Raw genomic sequence first — 20,234 nt, 5'->3', positions numbered from 1 at the left:
CGTCCTCACTTGAAACGAATGGTCGGGTTGATGACCGCGTACAGCACGTCCACCACGAGATTGATCACGATGAATTCCAGCGAGAAAAGCAGCACTTCCGCCTGAATCACCGGATAGTCGCGCATCTCGACGGCATCGACGAGCAGGCGCCCGAGGCCCGGCCAGTTGAACACCTTCTCCACGACGATCGATCCGCCCAGCAGAAAGCCGAACTGCAGGCCCATCATCGTGAGAACGGGGATCATCGCGTTGCGCAGGCAGTGTTTCACGATGACCATCGGCTCATGCACGCCCTTCGCGCGCGCGGTGCGCACGAAGTCCTCGCCGAGCACTTCGACGAACGACGCGCGCGTGAAACGCGCCATCACGGCGGCCACCGCCGCGCCGAGCGTGAGCGACGGCAGCACGTAGCTTTGCCATGTGCCGTCCCCGACGATCGGCAGCCAGCCGAGCTTCACCGAAAAAATCTCGATGAGCAGCATGCCGAGCGCGAACGCGGGAAACGAGATGCCCGATACCGCGAGCGTCATGCCGAGGCGATCCGGCCACTGATTGCGCCACACCGCCGACACGATGCCGATGCTCATGCCGAAGAGAACGGCCCACGCCATGCTTGCAAGCGTGAGCCACAGCGTCGGCATGAAGCGTTCGGCGATCTCGGTGGAAACGGGCCGCTTGCTGCGCGTCGACATGCCGAAGTCGAGATGCGCGACCTTCGTGAAGAAGCTCGTTAGCTGCTGCGTCAGCGGCTTGTCGAGACCGAGATCGGCACGCACGAGCGCAACCGTTGCTTCGTCCGCTTCGGCACCGGCAGCAAGACGCGCCGGGTCGCCGGGCAACAGATGCACGAACAGGAACACGAGCACGGCGACGATGAAAAGCGTCGGCAGCAGCCCGAGCAAGCGCTTGGCGAGAAAGGTCAGCATCGCTTATTTGATCGCGATCTCGTCGATGTTGAACGAGCCATCCGGCATCACGTAAGCGCCGGACAGCCGCTTGCTGCGCGCATACACCACTTTCTCGGTGACGAGGAAGATCCACGGCGCATCGGCCCAGACGCGCTTTTGTGCATCGGCGTAGAGCGCGGCTTTCTCATTACGGTCCGTGGTTGCGAGCGCCTTTTGCAAGTCGGCATCCACGTTTTCGTTCTTGTAGTAAGCCGTGTTCGCGAGCTTCGGCGGAAACGATGCACTCGAAAGCAGCGGCGAGATGGCCCAATCCGCCTCGCCCGTCGACGAGGACCAGCCGATGTAATACATGCGCACCGGCGCCGTCGCCGGGTCGGGCGCGCTGTCCACGCGCTGCACGCGCTGCCCGGCTTCGAGCGCTTCGACCGAGGCTTTCACGCCTACTTGCGCGAGTTGCTGCTGCACGAACTGGATGATCTTCTGCGCCGTCGTGTAGTTGTAGCCCGACCATAGCGTCGTCTCGAAGCCGTTCGGATAGCCGGCTTCCTTCAGCAGTTGCCGCGCTTTCGCGGGATCGTATTTCCAGGGGCCGATCTTCGTTGCATAGTCGACGCCGGGCGGCACGACGCCTTCGGCCGGCACCGCATAGCCCGCGAACGCGACCTTCACGAGCGCTTCCTTGTTGATCGCGTAGTTGAGCGCCTCGCGCACCTTCGGGTTGTCGAAGGGCTTCTGCATCATGTTCATGCTGATATAGCGCTGAATGATGGAAGGCGCCGCGATCAGATCGACCTTCGGGCTTGCCTTGAGCGTCGCGGCCTGTTCGAACGGCACCTGAAACGCGAAGTCCGCTTCGCCCGTCTGCATGAGTGCGGCACGCGTGTTGTTATCGACAACGGGCTTCCAGTCGATCATGTCGATCTTCGGATAGCCCTTCTTCCAGTAGCCCGCGAACTTCTTGACTTTGAGATCGTCGGTCTGCTTCCATTCGACGAATTCGAACGGCCCCGTCCCCACCGGATGAAACGCGATGTCCTTGCCGTATTTCTTGAGCGCGGTCGGCGAGATCATCACCGCCGACGGATGCGCGAGCACGTTGATGAACGCAGAGAACGGGAACTTGAGCGTGACCTTCGCCGTGTATGGATCGATGACTTCCGTCTTCTCGATCTTGTTGAAGAGGTTATAGCGCTTCAGTTTGTTCGCGGGATCGGTCACGCGGTCGAACACGGCTTTCACGGCTTCCGCGTTGAAATCGGTGCCGTCATGAAACTTCACGCCCTGACGCAGATGGATCGTATAGACCTTCGCGTCGGCGCTCGCTTCGTAGCTCGTCGCGAGCACGTTCTGGATCTTCATGTCCTTGTCGAAGCCGAAAAGCCCCTGATAAAAGGACTTCGCGACCGCTTGCGAGAGCGTGTCGTTCGCGTCGTACGGGTCGAGCGTCGTGAAGGTCGAGGCGACCGCCATCACGGCGGTGCCTTGCGCATGCGCAGTCACGGAACCGAACGCGGTCATCGTGACGAAGGCGCTGGCTGCGAAAAACCCGCGCAACGGGAAGGGACGAGAGGACGGCATCGTAAGACTCCTTGGCTTGACGTTATGGTTCGCTTTCGATGGGCTTTTTGCGACTGCGCAAGACTAGTAAGCGCCGCCGACGTGATGCTCGGCAACGTAATGATCGGGACCGACGGCGACGAGCTTCGCAACCGCCGGCTCGTCGCCGAGCTTGCGTATGGGGCTCGGGATTTCATCGGCGGCGAGCATGCGCTTTGCATGACGACGCGCGGGATCGGCCACGGGCACCGCGCTCATCAGCTTTCTCGTGTACGGATGACGCGGCGCTTCGAATACGGCGGCGCGCGGCCCGATCTCGACGATCTGGCCCAGATACATGACCGCAACGCGATGGCTCACGCGCTCCACCACGGCCATGTCGTGCGAGATGAAGAGATAGGCCACGCCCAGTTCGCGCTGCAAATCCAGCATCAGATTGACGATCTGCGCGCGCACCGAAACATCGAGCGCGGACACGGACTCGTCGGCGATCACGACTTTCGGGTTCAGCGCGAGCGCGCGCGCAATGGCAATGCGTTGCCGCTGGCCGCCCGAGAATTCATGCGGATAACGTTGCGCAGCCTCCGGCGGCAAGCCGACCTTCTCCAGCAGCCAGTCGACGCGCGCCTGCGCCTCTTTCCCGCTCGCGACGCCATGCACGAGCAATGGCTCCATCACCGAGAAGCCCACCGTCAGGCGCGGGTTGAGCGACGCGAACGGGTCCTGAAAGATGAACTGGATGTTGCGTCGCAATGCCTGCAACTCGGGGCCTTGCAATGCGCTGATGTCGCGTCCGTCGAATTCGATCGAGCCGCTCTGAGTTTCGACGAGGCGCAAGAGCGAGCGCCCTGTCGTCGATTTTCCGCAGCCCGACTCGCCGACGAGCGCAAGCGTCTCGCCTTGCCGCAGATCGAAACTCACGCGCTCGACGGCATGCACCGCTGCGGTCGTACGGCCGAAAAGCCCTGTTTTGACGGGGAAACGCGTGACGAGGTCGCGCACGCGCAATATCGGCCTGCTGGTTTCGTCGACGGCCGGCTGCACTTCATGTTCGACCGCCGCCGAAGGCCGCAGCGCGCTCGCATCGTCGGGCGCCACGTCCACGGGCTCGACTTCGAGGATCGGAAACTTCGCCGGGCGATCGCTGCCGCGCATGGCGCCGAGCGTCGGCACGGCGGCGAGCAGCGCCTTCGTGTACGGATTCTTCGGTGTCCGGAATAAATCGTCGGAGGCCGCCTCTTCCACTTTCTCGCCGCGATACATCACGAGCACGCGGTCCGCGACTTCCGCCACCACGCCCATGTCGTGCGTGATGAAGATCACACCCATGTTCATCTCGTCCTGCAGCGCGCGCACGAGTTGCAGAATCTGCGCCTGAATGGTCACGTCGAGCGCGGTGGTCGGCTCGTCGGCGATCAGAAGCGCGGGCTTGCACGAAAGCGCCATCGCGATCATCACGCGCTGACGCATGCCGCCCGACAGCTGATGCGGATAGCGCCCGAACACGCGGCGCGACTCGGGAATGCGCACGAGATCGAGCAGATGCAGCGCCAGGCTGCGCGCTTCCGAATGGCTCTTGCCCTGATGCAGCGCGATGGCTTCCGCAATCTGGTCGCCCACCGTGAAGACCGGATTGAGCGACGTCATCGGCTCCTGAAAGATCATCGCGATGTCCGCGCCGCGCACGCCGCGCATCGTGGCTGAGGACGCGCGCGCGAGATCGAGCACTTGCCCATTGCGACGGCGAAACGCGATGCTGCCCGAAGAAATGACGCCGCCGCCATGCTCGACGAGACGCATCAACGCAAGCGACGTCACCGACTTGCCCGATCCCGATTCGCCTACGATGGCGAGCGTTTCGCCGCGATCCACGGAGAACGAAATGCCGCGCACCGCTTCGACGACGCGCGAGCGCGAGCGAAACGCAACCGAGAGATCGCGCACGTCGATCACGCGCGAGCCGGGCAAGGCCGGTGTCGTTGTCATCGTCATCGGTAGATGGCCGTGACCGCCTGCTCGCCCACACGCGCGAACCCGCGATACATGCCTTCCGTATTGAACGGCAGCGTGACGTTGCCCTTCGCATCGACGGCGATCAGACCGCCGCGTCCATCGATGCGCGGCAGCTTGTTCATCACGACCTCGCGCGCCGCGTCGTCGAGCGCGAGTCCGCGATATTCCATCTGCGCGGACACGTCATAAGCCGCGAGCATGCGCATGAACATCTCGCCGGTGCCGGTGGTCGAGACGGCGCACGTGGCGTCGTTCGCATAGCAGCCCGCGCCGACCAGCGGCGCATCGCCCACGCGCCCCGGCTGCTTGTTGGTCACGCCGCCCGTCGAGGTCGCCGCCGCGAGATGACCGTTCGCATCGAGCGCGACGGCGCCGACCGTGCCGAACTTCTTCGCCGGATCGATCGGATCGTCCTCGCCCGCGCGCGAGGCGGAATCGTGATCGAGCAGCGTGCCGGAGTTGCCGCGCGCCCTCAACCATTGCTGATGGCGCGCATCGGTATGGAAATACGACGGCTCCACGAATTCGAGGCCCTGCGCCTGTGCGAACGCTTCCGCGCCCGCCGCAGTGAACATGACATGCTCGCTCACGTCGAGCACGCGGCGCGCTGCCAGCACGGGGTTTTTCACGCGCGTCACGCAGCTGATCGCGCCGGCATCGAGCGTCGCGCCATCCATGATCGATGCATCGAGTTCATGCGTGCCCGCCGCCGTGAACACCGCGCCGTGGCCCGCGTTGAAGAGCGGACAGTCTTCGAGCAGGCGCACGGCCTCGGTGACGGCATCGAGCGCGCCCGCGCCGTTTTCGAGCAGACGCTGCCCCGCTTGCAGGATGTCCGCGAGCGCCGCGTGATAGCGCGCTTCGGTTTCGGTGTTCATGGCCGAGCGCAGGATCGTGCCCGCGCCGCCGTGAATCGCGATGACTGGAATGGCGCTCATGTTTCGCGCGGCTCCCTTTGAGGTTGTCGTTTCGAGGATGCCGTGCGCGGCGCAGCTTGCGCCCCGTTCAGCGGCGAAGGCGCGGCAAGCCACGGCAGCACGAATTCGGCGAGGCCCGAAGCCGCTTCGACCGAGCGTTTCGCGCGATGCGCGACGGCGTCGCACAGCGCTTCGATGACGGCGAGCACCGCCGTATCGCAATTGGCGGCGAGCCTGCGTTCGGCGTGGATCGCGAGCACCAGATGCGCGATGCGTGCGAGCGGCGACGCGCCGCTATCGGTCAGCGCGACGACACGCACGCCATGCTCGCGCGCCTGCCGTGCGAGCGCGAGCGTGTCGTCGACGTAGCGGGGAAAGGCTATCGCGACGAGCACGTCCTCGCGCGACGCGGTGAAGAGCCGCCGCGCCGCGTGCGACGGCCCGCCGGGAAGCGCGAGCGACTGCACGTTCGCGCAATACGGCGTGAGACCATGCTCCAGCAGACCGGCGAGATACGCGCTCGCGCCGTAGCCGATGACGAAGACGCGCCGCGCATCGAGAATGGCATCGACGAGCGCCTCGGCTTTCGCGGCATCGGCGGATGTCTGCGCGAGCCGCACGTTGGCCGCCGCCTGCGCGAGCGACGCCTCGAAGACATCGGCGGCGGTCGCGGGCGTCTCGCGCGACGAGCGCAAGCGTTCGACCGGCGCGATGGTCGCCTCGAAGCCGCGCACGAGCGCGTCGCGAAACGCTGGATAGCCCGAGAAGCCGAGCGCGCGCGCGAAGCGGTTCGCGGTGGCGATCGACGCGCCCGCGGCGGCCGCGAACTCGTCGATACGCATGGTGGCCGAGCGAAAGAGATTGGCCAGCACGAACGCGCCCATGCGCTGATGAATCGGCGTGAGCGTGGGCATGGCAGCGGCGATGCGCGCCGAGATGAACTCGTCGGCGCTTGCTGGCGGAGGAACCGGCGAACGGCGGGACATACGCGATGGCGCGCTCTCGGAGGGTCGCGATGAAAGTATCCTTACCCAAAACCGTCGCCGAAAAAAATTGATTTTCATCGACCTCGGGTTTTCGATAACACACGCTACGCTTCCGAACGATGCGTGGCGCGTTCATTGCACAATACGCAACGCCCGTCTTTCGAGGGCCGCCCTTTACTTTGCCGCTCACGCATGAACCTGGACTTTCTTCCTGATACGCTTGCACAGCATCTTCCCACTCAGCCGTGGGCGCAATTTCTCGTGGGACTCGCCGCGCTCATCGTCCTTGCGGAATTCGCGCAGTGGGTGATCGCGCGCGTGCTGCTCAAAATCGCGCACCGGCTGCTGGTGCTCGCCGGGCATTCCGCGTGGGATCAGGCGTTCAACCGGCATCGCGCCTATCACCGGCTCTGGTACGCGGCGCCCTTCGCCGTCGTCGCGCTCGGCATCGGCGAAGTGCCGCACATCGGGCGCTGGGCGACGGTCGTGGAGCGCGTCGCGCACGGCTGCGCGTGGGTCTGCGTGTTTCTCGCGGCGGGCAGCGCGCTCTCCGCATGGCAGGACGTCTACGCCGCGAGCAAGCAAGCGCAGACGCGCTCGATCAAAGGCTACATACAGATCGGCAAGCTCGCGCTCGCGCTGATCTGCTCCGTGCTCGTCCTGTCGATCCTCATCAACCGTTCGCCGCTCTGGATGCTTTCGGGCCTGGGCGCGCTTTCCGCCGTGCTGCTGCTCGTGTTCAAGGACACGCTGCTCTCGCTCGTCGCGAGCACGCAACTCACGTCGAACGACATGCTGCGCATCGGCGACTGGATCGAGATGCCGCAGGCGCTCGCCGACGGCGCCGTGAAGGACATCGCGCTGCATACGGTCAAAGTGCAGAACTGGGACAACACGGTGACGACCGTGCCGACCTACAAGCTCTTCTCGGAAAGCTATCGAAACTATCGGCACATGTTCGAATCGGGCGGCAGGCGCATCAAGCGGACGATGCGCATCGACGCGCAATGCGTGCGCTTTCTGACCGACGACGAAACCGAACGCATGATGCGCTTCCGTCTTCTGCACGATTATCTGCAACAGAAGCAGACGGAAGTCGCGCAGGCGAACCGCAATCTCGGCGAACTGGCGGCCGAGCCCGCGAACCGGCGGCGGCTCACGAACATCGGCACGTTTCGCGCGTATGGGCTTGCGTATCTGCAGCATCATCCGGAGATCCGGCAGGACATGGCGATCATGGTCCGCATGATGGAACCGGAATCGCAAGGCATTCCGGTCGAGGTCTACTGCTTCACCGCGACGACCGCCTGGACGCAGTACGAGCGCATTCAGGGCGACGTCTTCGACCATCTGCTCTCGATCCTTCCGGAGATGGGTCTGCGGCTCTATCAGGCGCCGTCGGGCACGGATTTCGCCGGCGTCGCGGGGCGGCTGCGCGGCGAAATGCCGACACTCTGATTGCGGCGAGAAGAATCAGGCAAGAATCGTCGATTTTTGTGTATTCACGCGGGACCACGCGATCCTTACGATGATGTCATCGCCGGTGCGCCCGTGTCGCATCGCCCATCATCGGCAATAAGGAAAACTCATCGTGATCGATCGCGTCCATGCCATGCGTGTCTTCACGCGTGTCGTCGATACGAACAGCTTCACGCGCGCAGCCGAATCGCTCGGCATGCCGCGCGCGAGCGTTTCGACGACCGTGCAACAACTCGAAGCGCTCGTCGGCGTGCAACTGCTCGCACGCACGACGCGGCGCCTGAACCTGACTGTCGACGGCGCGGCCTACTACGAGCGCTGCGCGCAGATTCTCGCCGATATCGACGAACTCGAATCCGGCTTCGGCGCGGGCGAGGAGCGGCTGCGCGGACGCCTGCGCGTGGAGATGCCGGATACGGTCGCGACGTCCATCGTCGTGCCCGCGCTGCCGGAGTTTCATGCGCGCCATCCGCACATCGAGCTGTCGCTCGGCATCGGCATTCGCAACGTGGATTTGGTCGGCGAAGGCGTCGATTGCAGCGTGCAGCTCGGCGAACTGCCCGATTCCGGGCTGATCGCGCGGCGGCTCGGCATGCTCGAACAGGTGACGTGCGCGAGCCCCGCTTATCTGGCGAAGCACGGCACGCCCGCGCACCTCGACGACCTCGCGCGGCACGTCGCGGTGAATTGCGTGCCGGAGAAAAGCGGACGCCCCGCCGATTTCGAATTCGACGTCGATGGCAAGCCGCACAGCGTCCGCATGCGCGGCTTCGTGCAAGTGGCCGACGAACACGCTTATCTCGCCTGCGGATTGGAAGGTCTCGGGCTGATTCAGCCGCTGCGCATCGCGGCTCAACCGTACTTGCGCTCGGGGCAACTGCGCGAAGTGCTGCCGCAGTGCAAATCGCCGCCGATGAAGGTTTCGGTCGCGTTTCTGAAGAGCCGTCAGGCGACGCCGCGTGTTTCGGTTTTCGTCGACTGGCTCGCGCAATTGTTCGAGCGCTCGCAACGAATGGACGATACGCTCACGACGCTGTATCGCGCGGCGCGGCGGCGTTCCGACGACGAGCATTCCGCCGAAACCGCCGACGCCTGACGCGGCGGCCGCGCTAGCGAACCGGCGTGGCCGCGTTCTCGCCGACCACCGTATTCCACTTGCGAACTTCCCAGCGCTCGACGAGCCCGTTCCTCACATAGGGATCGTTGCGCGCGAACGCCTCGGCCGTCGCCGGAGAATCGCTCTCGAAGAGCAGCATGGCGCGGTCGGCGGGGGAATCGAGCGCGCCGGCCAGCACGATCTCGCCGCGCTCGACGGCTTCCCACGCGAGCTTCAGATGCGCGTCTCGGAACTGCGCCCGGCGATCCACATAATCGGCGCACAGTTCGTAGATCAGCAGGTAGTGCACGTTTTATCTCCTGTCTTTGCGTTGGCATCTGCCAATTGGCTATCCGAGTCGTTTCTGCCCGTTTACTCAGCAAATCTCAGACACCAATCAGAACCGTCTGATCGTCAGGCGTTACAAAAACCCACATCATGCTCGGGTACTCGAACCAGGACCCGCCATGTATCGCGATCAACCTCCCTGCAATTCCTGCGCGAAGCACGATTGCCGCGCCTGCCACTGGACGTCGCCGCTCGACGCATCGTATCGCAAGTTCGTCGGCGCGACCTTCGGTGTTTCACCGCTTGAAAAGGGCGCGCGCGACGTTGAGGAAGCGGCGCTCGGATCGTGGCTTCGGCTTGCAGCGCGGCGGTTCATCCAGATATTCTCGGATAGTTCCGCGCGCCCGCAATGACGGCGCGCTGTCAAGCAGCTGCACGACAATCTTCAACCGAGTGGTGTATCCACGCCAGTTCTGTAAATAAGTATCCCGCGAAATTTTCAGGATACCTGCACATATAGAATGCACGCGTCATTGCGCCCGCGCTCGGCGTCACAGGAAAAGGATAGGCAGTCGATGAGTATCAATCTGGTTCAAATGGTGAAGAACACGATCTCGAACGAGATCGCGGAACAGCTTTCGCAAAAGTTCGGCATTCCTGCCCAGATCGTGCAGCATCTCGCCGCGCGCACCGCACCGGGTCTCGTTGCCTCGCTCATGGACCGCTCGACGCTCGCGGACGGCGCGCGCTCCGTGTATTCCGCCATCATGTCGCCGGACGCGAATGCTTTCGTGGCCGAGCAGCTGCGCAACGTCATCACCACGACGGCGGGACTCAAGCACCTGGAAACGTCGGGCCATGTGCTCGCGTCGCGCGCAACCGGCCAGCGCATCGACGCCTTGACGGACGCCGTTTCCGCCGAGACGGGCGTTCCGGTTCAGGCAACGTCGGCGCTTGCGGGCATGCTGTCCGCCGTTCTGTTCGGCATCCTCAAGCATCACTTTCTGCTCTCGCAGGCAACCCTGCTGCAACTGCCGGGCTTGCTGCGCAGTCAGACGCCCGAAATCGGCGCGTCGCTCTCGCCTGCCGTCGCGGGGGCAATCGGTCTGGGTAACGTCGAAGGCTTCGTGAGCGGCATCGGCGCACGGCTCGACGCGGTTGGTTCCACGCTCGATGTCGCCGATGAATCCGCCACTGCCGCGCTGCCCGGCGTGGGCCATGTTCCGGCTGCCATGCAGCGCAGCACCGCGCCGCTCGCGCCACCGCCCCCGCCGCCTCCGCCGCCAGCGGCCGCCCCGCAACCGCCCGCAGCCCATACGCCGGCGCCCCAGACCTTGCGCGCCCCCGTGCGAAAGCCCGCGCCAAAGCGCTCCAACAAGGGCGTGTGGCTGCTTTTCGCGGTGCTTGCCGCGGTGCTCGCGCTCGTCTACTACCGCGGCTTCACGCATAAGAACAGCGTCGATATCGCGTCGGACGCGAGTTCGGCGCCGGTTGCGACTGCCGCAGCGCCCGCGTCGGATAGCCCGGCACAACTGCCCGGCGTCGACGATACGGCCTCGACGCCCGCTGCAGTCACCGCTCCGGCATCGGCTGCGCCCGCTGCGGCGAACATCCCGGTCAGCAACTCGGCGAGCGCGCCGGCTGCGAGCGGTAAAGAAGCTCAACTGCTGTTCAGCGTCGACCAGGCGGGCGTTCCGTCCGTACAGGCGACGGTCGGCACAGACGCCGAAAAGCAGCAATTGGTCGACGCGCTGGAGCACCGCTTCGGCAAGGATTACAGCGCGAACGTATCCGTCGTTCCCGGGACGCGTCATGCGACGTGGCTCGCGCGAATGAAAGACCTGACGCCGCTGATGGCCGTGCCGGGCGCCGAAGCCAAGATCAACGGGTCGAACGTGGAACTGAGCGGCGCCGCCGCCGACGCCAAGCTCGGCTGGACGGAGCGCCTCAAGAACTCGCTCGGCGGCATGTTCCAGGTCAGTTCGTTCGATGTCGAAAGCGCCGTCGCCACGGCAACGCAATCGTTTCGAAGCGCGATGAAGTCGCTGCTCGCCACCGACGATTCCTGCGCCGGCGACAAGCTCACCAAAGTGCTCGACCTCCAGGTGGTCAACTTCGGCCGCTCGAGCGCCACCGTGCCTGAAGGCGCATTCGACACGCTTCAGGACACCGCGCAACTGCTCAAGAACTGCGCAGCGAAGGGGTCGATGGTGAAGCTGGAAGTGGCCGGCTATTCGGACGGCGTAGGCGCGCCGCCCGCCAAGCTGGAAATGTCGCGGGAACGCGCGCAAGCGGTTCGCTCGTATCTGGTGAAGAATGGCGTGCCGCCGCAATCGCTCACCGCAATGGGCTACGGCGATGCCAATCCTGTCGCCGATAACGAAACCGCCAGCGGCCGCTTCGCGAACCGTCGGATCGAGTTCGTCGTCAAATAAGTCCAGCGTTACGGTCTGCAATAAGAAATGCCGTCGCTTTGAGCGACGGCATTTTTTCATTGACGAGCGCGGTATGCGCAAGCGATACGCGCGCTACGTTCAATTCGGCTTCGTGAAGTCGTTCTCCGCCCATCGCTCGGCGCTCGCCTTGTTGAGCTTGAATGCCGGCGACACGCGCACATGCGCCAGTTGCGTGCCGAATGCATCGACTGCCTTGAGATCGGCGTAGGGATCGTCGTCGCTCGGGACGATGTCCAGCGTCACCGTCACTTCCTCGCCGCGCACGTCGATGGTCACGTTCTTGTGCAACATCGCGTGGCGCTGCTGCTCGTGACGGCGCAATACCTCGGACGCCGTCTTCACCAGCGTGCGGAACGCGGCGGAATCGAGCGGCTTCGGATTCTTCTTGTCGCGGCCCATCGTCCACGGTCCGACGAGCGCGGGCTCCGCTTCTCCCGCCTGAATCATCGCGACGGCCCAGCCGTCGTCATCTTCGTTCTTGATGACGCGAGCGGTCCAGCCGTCGTCGCGCCAGAGGCGATCTTCGTGAATTGCGTCTTCGGTGGAGGGAAAGTCGGAGTCGGTCATATCGTTGCAGTGTGTTCGTGCCTGAAGCAATGCAACGAATTCTACCCTGCGCGATGCGGTGGCACCCCGCGTGCTATTCGCTTTGGCCGAACGGCCGATCCCATGCAGACACCAGCGGGCGTCATACTCAAACGCTGGCTGCCGTGCTAGTTTGAAGAAACCGGGAGACGCCCGGGCGCTTTTTGTCAAGAAGCAGCAAACCTCAGTCAAGGAGCAACCGCATGCTTGCATTCATCGGTACTTTGATCGTCGGACTGGTCGTCGGTCTGATTGCGCGCGCCATCAAGCCCGGCGACGACAGCATGGGCTGGATCATGACCATCATCCTCGGCATTGCCGGCTCGCTGATCGCCGGATATGTCGGTCGGGCGCTCGGCTGGTATCAGCCAGGACAGCCTGCGGGATGGATCGCCTCGGTGATCGGCGCGATCATCCTGCTCGTCATCTATGGGATGATTCGCGGTCGCCGCACATGACGCCGCGTGCACTGGCGTAGCCAACGCCTCGTCCGTCTCGGGCGAGGCGTTGTTTTATCGGGCGAAGGATTCGGGCGCGATAACTTCGCCGCCGCGCACCACGCGATTCGGCAGCGCCCCGCCCAGCCAATAGGCAAGTTCGGCCGGCCGGCCGATACGCCACGCGACGAAATCCGCTACCTTGCCCGCTTCGAGCGATCCGTGCGTCTCGGAGAGGCCGAGCGCGCTCGCCGCATGAATCGTCACGCCGGCCAGTGCTTCCTCCGGCGTGAGGCGAAACAGCGTGCAGCCCATGTTCAGCATCAGCCGCAGCGACAACGCCGGCGACGTGCCGGGATTCAGATCGCTCGCGAGCGCCATCGCAACGCCGTGCCGACGCAGCGCGTCGATCGGCGGAAGTTGCGTTTCGCGCAACAGATAGAACGCGCCGGGCAGCAGCACGGCGACCGTACCGGCGCGCGCCATCGCGATGGCGTCGTCCTCGGTCATGTATTCGAGATGATCCGCCGACAGCGCCCGATAACGCGCCGCCAGCGCCGATCCATGCAGCGACGACAACTGCTCCGCGTGCAGTTTCACGGGCACGCCGAGTTCGCGCGCCGTCCGAAACACACGCTCGACCTGTTGCGGCGAGAACGCGAGATGCTCGCAAAAGGCATCGACGGCATCGACGAGATTTTCCGCAACCAGCGCGGGCAGCATGTTGTCGCAAACATGAGCGATGTAATCGTCGGCGCGGTCCGCGTATTCGGGCGGCAGCGCGTGCGCCGCGAGACAGGTTGCGCGCACGGTGAGCGGCAGCGCGTCGGCGAGACGTCGCGCCACGCGCAGCATCTTGCGTTCGTTGGGAAGGTCGAGGCCGTAGCCCGATTTGATTTCGACCGTCGTCACGCCTTCGCGCAGCAAGCCGAGCGCGCGCGTTTTCGCAGCCTCGAACAGCGCGTCTTCGCTCGCTTCGCGCGTCGCGCGGACCGTGCTCGCGATGCCGCCGCCGCGCGCCGCGATGTCCGCGTAGCTCGCGCCTTGCAGACGCGCTTCGAACTCGCCGCTGCGATCGCCGCCGAACACGAGATGCGTGTGGCAGTCGATCAGACCGGGCGTCACCCACGCGCCTTCCAGGTCGATGCGTACGCCGTCGCACGCACGCGGCGCGTCTGCGCGCGCGCCGATCCACGCGATGCGCGCGCCGTCCGTCAGAATCGCCGCGTCTTCGATGATCGCGTATTGGCCGCCGGCCATCGTCGCCGCATGGCAATTGAGCCAGAGCTTCTTCATCGCGCGATCATCGGCAAATCGAGGCCTTGCTCGCGCGCGCAGTCCATTGCGATGTCATAGCCGGCATCCGCATGGCGCATGACGCCGGTCGCCGGATCGTTGTGCAGCACGCGTGCGATGCGCGCGTCGGCTTCGCGGCTGCCGTCGCAGACGATCACGACGCCCGCATGCTGCGAGAAGCCCATGCCGACGCCGCCGCCATGATGGATCGACACCCACGTTGCGCCGCTCGCCGTGTTGAGGAGCGCGTTCAGAAGCGGCCAGTCGGAGACGGCGTCGGAACCGTCCTTCATCGCTTCCGTCTCGCGATTCGGACTCGCGACCGAGCCGGAATCCAGGTGATCGCGGCCGATCACGACGGGCGCCGACAACTCGCCGCTGCGCACCATCTCGTTGAACGCGAGGCCGAGCTTCGCGCGCTGGCCGAGCCCGACCCAGCAGATGCGCGCGGGCAGTCCCTGAAACCGGATGCGCTCGCGCGCCATGTCGAGCCAGCGGTGCAGATGCGCGTCGTCCGCGATCAGTTGCTTCACCTTCGCGTCGGTCTTGTAGATGTCCTCTGGATCGCCCGACAGCGCCACCCAGCGGAACGGTCCGACGCCGCGGCAGAAAAGCGGCCGGATATAGGCTGGCACGAAGCCGGGGAAGTCGAACGCGTTGTCCACGCCCTCTTCCTTGGCCATCTGGCGGATGTTGTTGCCGTAGTCGAACGTCGGCACGCCGCGCTCGCGAAAAGCAAGCATCGCGCGGACATGCTCGGCCATCGACTGCTTCGCGGCCTTGACCGTCCCCGCCGGATCGCTCTGCGCGCGGTCGCGGTATTGCGCCCAGGTCCATCCTTTCGGCAGATAGCCGTTGAGCGGATCGTGCGCGCTCGTCTGATCCGTCACGAGGTCGGGACGCACGCCGCGTCTCACGAGTTCGGGCAGCACGTCGGCCGCGTTGCCGCACAGCGCGACCGACACCGCGCGCCCTTCGGATGTATAGCGCCGGATGCGCGCGAGCGCGTCGTCGAGATCGGTTGCCTGTTCGTCGACATAACGCGTCTTGAGACGGAAGTCGATGCGGCTCTGCTGGCATTCGACGTTGAGCGAGCACGCGCCCGCGAGCGTCGCCGCGAGCGGCTGCGCGCCGCCCATGCCGCCGAGTCCCGAGGTCAGCACCCAGCGGCCTTTCAGGTCGCCGCCGTAATGCTGCCGCCCCGCTTCGACAAACGTCTCATACGTGCCCTGCACGATGCCCTGACTGCCGATGTAGATCCAGCTTCCCGCCGTCATCTGCCCGTACATGGCGAGACCTTTGGCGTCCAGCTCGTTGAAGTGCTCCCAGTTCGCCCAGTGCGGCACGAGATTCGAATTCGCGATAAGCACGCGCGGCGCGTTCTCGTGCGTCCGGAACACGCCGACCGGCTTGCCCGACTGCACCAGCAGCGTCTCGTCGGCTTCGAGGCGCTTGAGCGTTTCGACGATCGCGTCGTAGCACGCCCAATCGCGCGCCGCCCGCCCGATGCCGCCGTAGACCACCAGCTCATGCGGATTCTCGGCGACATCGGGATCGAGGTTGTTCATCAGCATGCGCAGCGGCGCTTCGGTGAGCCAGCTTTTGGCGTTCAACTGAGCGCCGCGCGGCGCGCGGATTTCGGTATCGCGGAAACGGGAAGAAGACGTCACGGTGACTCCTGCGCCATGCGCAATGGAACGGTTCACCGCATGTTCTTGTATATACAAGCTGGGTTGTATTGGGGAAATCCCGGGCGCTACGCGTCAAGTGTGCGTATTTCTTGTATAGACAGGCGCACGTCATTTCCTTCGGGCATATTGGCCGTCAGAGTTTGCGCGTTCGACGCGCCGCAGATGATCCGCGATCACGTCATCGACGCGCTGCAGTTCGCGCAAGGAGATCGAGTGGCTCGCGCAGTGGGACGACGCGCGCATCCGCATGCCGGGCGCAACATGCTGAGCCGGCTGGAAGCCGCCTGAACCGCGCGTTCAGTGCGTGGCGCGCGCGCGCCGTTCGAAGTCGACCGGAATAGCCCGCGTCGGCTCCGACAGACATTGCACGAAGTCCGCCAGTTCGGCGTCGTTGACGAAACTCGCGGTCGATTGCGCGGCCAGAATCGCGGAGCTGTCCTGCGGGCGGGCAATCAGATAGCCCTGCACGTAGTCGACGCCGATTTCCTGCAAGGCACGCAAGGTGTCGATGTCCTCGACCCATTCGGCGACGCTTCGCATGCCGAGGTTGCGCGCGAGCGCGACGATAGCCTCGACGATGGCGATATCGGCCGGATGCTCGCACATCGAGCGCACGAACTCGCCGTCGATCTTGAGCGCATCGGCCGAAAGCGCCTTGAGATACTTGAACGACGTGTAGCCCGCGCCGAAATCGTCGAGCGCGATCTTGCCGCCCATCTCGTGCACGCGCGCGATGAAGCGCTGCGTGTTCTCGAGATCGTGCAGCGCGACGCTCTCGGTAATCTCCAGGCACAAGTAATGGACGACCGACGGATGCCGCGCGAAGAGCGCGAAGATGTCTTCCATGAACTGCTCGTCGTTGAGCGAGCCGCCGGAAAGGTTGACGCAGATGAACTGCGTGTTCGTGAGCTTGTGGCGGTTCGCCTCGATCCAATCGAGCAGCGTCGAAATCACCCAGCGGTCGATGGCCGCGATATTGCCCGATTCCTCCGCCGCGACGATCACCTTGCCGGCGGGCAACGTCGCGCCGTCGGGTGCGCGCATGCGCAACAGCACTTCGAAGTTCAGCGATTCGTTCGGCGCGCGCAGCGACATGATCGGCTGCATCACGAGAAAGAGGCCGGCGGGCAGGCGATTGCGCCCGAGCGTCTCGACGAGCTTCAGTTCCTCCGCGCGCTCCTCGAACGCAGCCGCGCCCTTGCGATACGTGACGAGGTGCGTATGCGCGACCTTCTTCGCTTCGCGGCAGGCGCGGTCCGCGTGCGAGAGCGCGTCCTGCACGCGCACGCCCCGCGAGCACTCGACGAGACCGACCGACGCCTTCACTTGGAACGCGCGATTGCCGACCTGATACGGCGCGTCGCTCAGAATCGAGATCAGTTCGCGGCATTGCGTGATGGCGTCCTCGATCGACGTATCGTTCATCACGCAGACGAACTCGTCCCCGCCGATGCGCCCGACAGGGTAACTGCGCGCGAAGTGCGCCCGCGTGCGGGCCGCCACCTGGCGCAGCACTTCGTCGCCGGCGCGGTGGCCGAAAAGGTCGTTCACGAGCTTGAAGCGGTCGAGATCGACGTAGGCCAGCGCCCACGGCAGCGTTTCCTCGCTTTGCACGGAAATGGCCTTCTCGACGCCGCGGCGGTTGAGCGAACCGGTGAGCGGATCGTGTTCGGCGAGAAAGCGCAGGCGTTCGACCGCTTTCGAGCGCTCGGTCGTGTCCTGAAGCGAACCTTCGATCCAGCCGTTCGAGCGAATCGCCTTGAGCAGATAGCGGCGCTCGCCGGTGCCGCGTTCCACCGAACCGCTCATTTCGAGCTCGCCGTCGCTGCCCTTCGATGCCAGCGCCTGCAATGCGCCCCACGCGCCCGGCTCGAAGTAGTCGTGCCAATGGCGCAGCTTGTACTCGGACTTCTGCAAGTCGAGCATCGCACGCAGCGCGGGATTGGCGCGCACGAAGTGGCCGTTGTCGTCGAGCGTGAAAAGGCCGATGGGCGTGACTTCATATGTGTTGCGCAGTTCCATCTGCGCCTGGCGGCGGAAGTCGCGCTCGGCGCGCATCTGCTCCGCGATCGCGAATGCGGCCATCATGCTCGACGACAGCGCGGCCATCACCGTGTTCACGCCACCGAGCAGCACCTTGAGCCCGAACGCCGCGCCGAGCACTTCGGAGAACGTGGCGAAGAGCACGATGGCAAGCGACGCCACATACCACAGCACCGTTCGCGAGCGCGCCATCCACACGAGCCGCACGAGAAAGAACACCAGCACGCAAATGCCGAAACCGGTGATGACCCACAGCGTCGGAATGAAGAGCGAGTATGGCAGCGCGAGGGCCGCGGCGAGCAGCACGACGCCGACGTACTGAATGACGCGCAGCAGCCACCGATAACCGACTACGCGCAGTTCGCGGCGAAAGAGCTGCGTGAAGAGCGCGGCGGTGAGCAGGTAGTACGCGGCGAAGGTGATCTGCCGCAACGGGTTCATGAAATCCGGCGGAAGCAGACGGCCGAGCCACTGCATGTCCCAGCCCATCGCGTTCGCGCACAGCCGCAGATTGCCGACGAGCCAGACCGCGAAAATCACATACGTCCATTCGTGATTGATGATCGCCGTGACGAACACGAAGACCGCGAGCGTCAGCAGCCCGCCCGCGATGAGGGCGGAGCTTTCCTGAAAATCGAGCGCGGAATCGCGCAGTGCCTGCCCCGTCCACGCGCGCGCGTTCACCTGCGCGGGGCCGGAGTACGTGCCGCGGCAGAGAATGCCTTGCGGCGCCTCGATGCGCCCGAGGTCGATGAAGAAGCCCGCCTTCACCGGGCGCAGTTCGCCGCTGACCGAATCGCGGTCAGCGCTGCCGAGCGGACGCAGCGTGGCGGCGTCCCAGCAGGCAAGCGTTTGCGCGTGACGCGACGGCAATTCGACGGCGGTAGACGCTTGTCCGCCCATTGAGGGAGACGTGAACGTGAACCAGATGGGCTTCTCGGATAGATGGGTGCTGTAACGCGGGACGGGCGCGATGCCGCGCAGCGCGTCGAGCGCCTCGGCCGGACGCAGGAAGTCGCCGCGATCCGCGATGACGCGCAATTCGAGCGGCACCGCGCCGCGCGACTCGTACTGTCGCGGCAGGAAATAAAGCGTGGCGATCGTGCCCAACGCGATGAGGAACGGCACGGCATAGACGGCGATCGCGTACAGCGAGTCGTCGATCCACGAACCCGTTCGTCTGAACCTGGATAAGGAAGCTGGAATAACCGACGCCATACCTGAACCACCCCCGTTCACGCCGCCAGTGCCGCTTCGGCAGTAACCGACAGCGGCGCGAGAGAATTCCTCGCCACCGCTGTTTTTTGGCCAACCGGACCGCGCCGGGGTCCGGCTTATTCGCTATTACCTTCGTTGGCGCTTGCCTGAAACGGCCGTGCCATTATTTGCCCGCATCAACGGCCATAAGCCATCAACGGCGCCTCCGGGCATCGTACCGGTTCCCAGTCAAAAGATAAATCTACAGATTGAAGATCGATGTCAGGATGATGCGTGTTCACCATGTAGTTGAAAAGCGGATGACGCGCTTCCTCCCAACGATGCCGCGCCGCTGCCACATCCTTCGCCAGCACACGGTGCGGCAGGCCACCAACGTGCGACATCGGCAGGAATTCGTTCGTGCCGAAGACGTCCCTGAACAACATGGCTTCGTACTCCCGGTCGAGCGGCGAGCGTGCCGTAATCACCATCCAGTCGATGGCATGCAGCTCGCAGAACATCCACAGCGCCTTGCACAGCGCCACCTTCACCACACGGCCGACCATCCCGCCCGCGACCCCGAGGCGCGTCGCTTCGGCGAGCCGGCCAGCGGCGAGATGATCCGGCAGCGTCACCGACTGCTCCAGGGCGAGCGGCCCATACGCGTTCGTCTGGATGCGCATGGTGCCGAGCGGCGCGCCGTCGAGTTTCGATTCCGCGAGCAGCACGACCGTGCCGGGATCGCGGTCGGAAAGCTCGACCGCCATTTTCTCGGCGAATTCGGGCAAATGCCGCCCATAGGCAGAACGTCTGATGCTGACGGCTTTTTGCAGGCCGTCTTCGTCTCCGACGATACGAATGGTAAACGGCATGCGCTCGCTCTTCTGAAGCGCGGGCACCACTGTCAGCGACGGACGAAGCGCCGTTTCGATATGGCTGGCGGATTTGACGGCGGCGTTATTGGCAAGGTTCAGACGTTCCATTTTTAAACCCCATTTTTCTTGGCGATTGGAAAGGTGCCGCGACGACGAGGGCAAATCGGAAAGCGTGCCCTCACTCGGGCGTTCGGAGCCTCTCACGAAGTCAAATTACGGGGTGCGCGCTTGCCGCCGTTTCTTGCACTTTCCGCGTCGTGTGAACGGGCGAAAGTGTTCAATCGGCAAACCAATCGCCGGCAGGCGCTCCTAATCGAATATGCATATGCCGTATGGGAATGGGTCTGCACGAAAATGGTGAAAGAAACGACGTCAGCGATGCACGATCCGCGCAAGAGGCACTGCGAAGA

General features: G+C 64.5%; 17 protein-coding genes. 6 read left to right on the top strand and 11 right to left on the bottom strand.

Annotated elements, in window-relative coordinates; genetic code table 11:
• Positions 1–5 precede the first annotated feature (5 nt).
• From gsiC to LDZ27_RS16090, 5 genes are all read right to left on the bottom strand, one after another.
• Positions 6–926 carry a glutathione ABC transporter permease GsiC gene (gene gsiC, locus LDZ27_RS16110; RefSeq protein WP_244816978.1) on the bottom strand — a complete coding sequence of 307 codons (921 nt, stop codon included), beginning with the start codon at positions 924–926 and terminating at the stop codon, positions 6–8.
• Between the two features lie 3 nt (positions 927–929).
• Positions 930–2,486, bottom strand: a complete 1,557-nt coding sequence (gene gsiB, locus LDZ27_RS16105) for a glutathione ABC transporter substrate-binding protein GsiB (RefSeq protein WP_370653436.1) — start codon at positions 2,484–2,486, stop codon at positions 930–932.
• Between the two features lie 63 nt (positions 2,487–2,549).
• A complete protein-coding gene (locus LDZ27_RS16100) occupies positions 2,550–4,457 on the bottom strand; it encodes a dipeptide ABC transporter ATP-binding protein (protein WP_244816977.1) in 1,908 nt (635 codons plus the stop codon).
• Positions 4,454–5,416 (bottom strand): isoaspartyl peptidase/L-asparaginase family protein, encoded by a 963-nt coding sequence (locus LDZ27_RS16095; RefSeq protein WP_244816976.1) that lies wholly within the window; start codon positions 5,414–5,416, stop codon positions 4,454–4,456. The genes LDZ27_RS16100 and LDZ27_RS16095 overlap by 4 nt, the downstream gene beginning before the upstream one ends.
• A complete protein-coding gene (locus LDZ27_RS16090) occupies positions 5,413–6,381 on the bottom strand; it encodes a MurR/RpiR family transcriptional regulator (RefSeq protein WP_244816975.1) in 969 nt (322 codons plus the stop codon). Before LDZ27_RS16090 ends, LDZ27_RS16095 begins: the two co-directional genes overlap by 4 nt.
• Positions 6,382–6,573: 192 nt before the next feature.
• Between LDZ27_RS16090 and LDZ27_RS16085 the strand changes: the two genes are divergently transcribed.
• Positions 6,574–7,839, top strand: coding sequence for a mechanosensitive ion channel family protein (locus LDZ27_RS16085; RefSeq protein WP_244816974.1), 1,266 nt, complete (start codon positions 6,574–6,576; stop codon positions 7,837–7,839).
• A gap of 133 nt (positions 7,840–7,972) precedes the next feature.
• Positions 7,973–8,956, top strand: coding sequence for a LysR family transcriptional regulator (locus LDZ27_RS16080; protein ID WP_244816973.1), 984 nt, complete (start codon positions 7,973–7,975; stop codon positions 8,954–8,956).
• A gap of 13 nt (positions 8,957–8,969) precedes the next feature.
• Here the strand turns inward: LDZ27_RS16080 and LDZ27_RS16075 are convergent, their stop codons facing one another.
• Complete coding sequence (locus LDZ27_RS16075; protein ID WP_244816972.1) at positions 8,970–9,266, bottom strand: YciI-like protein; 297 nt, start codon at positions 9,264–9,266, stop codon at positions 8,970–8,972.
• A gap of 157 nt (positions 9,267–9,423) precedes the next feature.
• On the opposite strand from LDZ27_RS16075, the gene LDZ27_RS16070 reads away from it, so the two are divergent.
• Together LDZ27_RS16070 and LDZ27_RS16065 are read left to right on the top strand one after the other, a co-directional pair.
• Positions 9,424–9,657, top strand: a complete 234-nt coding sequence (locus LDZ27_RS16070) for a hypothetical protein (protein WP_244816971.1) — start codon at positions 9,424–9,426, stop codon at positions 9,655–9,657.
• A gap of 162 nt (positions 9,658–9,819) precedes the next feature.
• The gene (locus LDZ27_RS16065) at positions 9,820–11,679 is read left to right on the top strand and encodes an OmpA family protein (protein ID WP_244816970.1); all 1,860 of its coding nucleotides are present in this window, start codon (positions 9,820–9,822) and stop codon (positions 11,677–11,679) included.
• A gap of 99 nt (positions 11,680–11,778) precedes the next feature.
• Here the strand turns inward: LDZ27_RS16065 and LDZ27_RS16060 are convergent, their stop codons facing one another.
• Positions 11,779–12,267: a hypothetical protein gene (locus LDZ27_RS16060; protein WP_244816969.1), complete on the bottom strand. Its 489-nt coding sequence runs from the start codon at positions 12,265–12,267 to the stop codon at positions 11,779–11,781.
• A 221-nt stretch (positions 12,268–12,488) separates the two neighbouring features.
• Here LDZ27_RS16060 and LDZ27_RS16055 point away from each other — a divergent pair, with 221 nt between their 5' ends.
• Positions 12,489–12,743 carry a GlsB/YeaQ/YmgE family stress response membrane protein gene (locus LDZ27_RS16055; protein WP_244816968.1) on the top strand — a complete coding sequence of 85 codons (255 nt, stop codon included), beginning with the start codon at positions 12,489–12,491 and terminating at the stop codon, positions 12,741–12,743.
• A 54-nt stretch (positions 12,744–12,797) separates the two neighbouring features.
• Here LDZ27_RS16055 and hutI read toward each other — a convergent pair whose 3' ends face one another.
• Positions 12,798–14,018: an imidazolonepropionase gene (gene hutI / locus LDZ27_RS16050; RefSeq protein ID WP_244816967.1), complete on the bottom strand. Its 1,221-nt coding sequence runs from the start codon at positions 14,016–14,018 to the stop codon at positions 12,798–12,800.
• Positions 14,015–15,688 carry a urocanate hydratase gene (gene hutU, locus LDZ27_RS16045; protein ID WP_244816966.1) on the bottom strand — a complete coding sequence of 558 codons (1,674 nt, stop codon included), beginning with the start codon at positions 15,686–15,688 and terminating at the stop codon, positions 14,015–14,017. Before hutU ends, hutI begins: the two co-directional genes overlap by 4 nt.
• A 183-nt stretch (positions 15,689–15,871) precedes the next feature.
• Between hutU and LDZ27_RS28870 the strand changes: the two genes are divergently transcribed.
• Positions 15,872–15,997, top strand: a complete 126-nt coding sequence (locus LDZ27_RS28870; RefSeq protein WP_255751460.1) for a hypothetical protein — start codon at positions 15,872–15,874, stop codon at positions 15,995–15,997.
• A gap of 9 nt (positions 15,998–16,006) precedes the next feature.
• Here LDZ27_RS28870 and LDZ27_RS16040 read toward each other — a convergent pair whose 3' ends face one another.
• Positions 16,007–18,970, bottom strand: coding sequence for a bifunctional diguanylate cyclase/phosphodiesterase (locus LDZ27_RS16040; RefSeq protein ID WP_244816965.1), 2,964 nt, complete (start codon positions 18,968–18,970; stop codon positions 16,007–16,009).
• Positions 18,971–19,146: 176 nt separating this feature from the next.
• Positions 19,147–19,932 carry a hypothetical protein gene (locus tag LDZ27_RS16035; protein WP_244816964.1) on the bottom strand — a complete coding sequence of 262 codons (786 nt, stop codon included), beginning with the start codon at positions 19,930–19,932 and terminating at the stop codon, positions 19,147–19,149.
• Positions 19,933–20,234: the final 302 nt, after the last annotated feature.

It is taken from the genome of Caballeronia sp. Lep1P3 (assembly GCF_022879595.1).
GTDB lineage: Bacteria > Pseudomonadota > Gammaproteobacteria > Burkholderiales > Burkholderiaceae > Caballeronia.
This window is presented reverse-complemented; position numbering and strand designations above follow the sequence as displayed.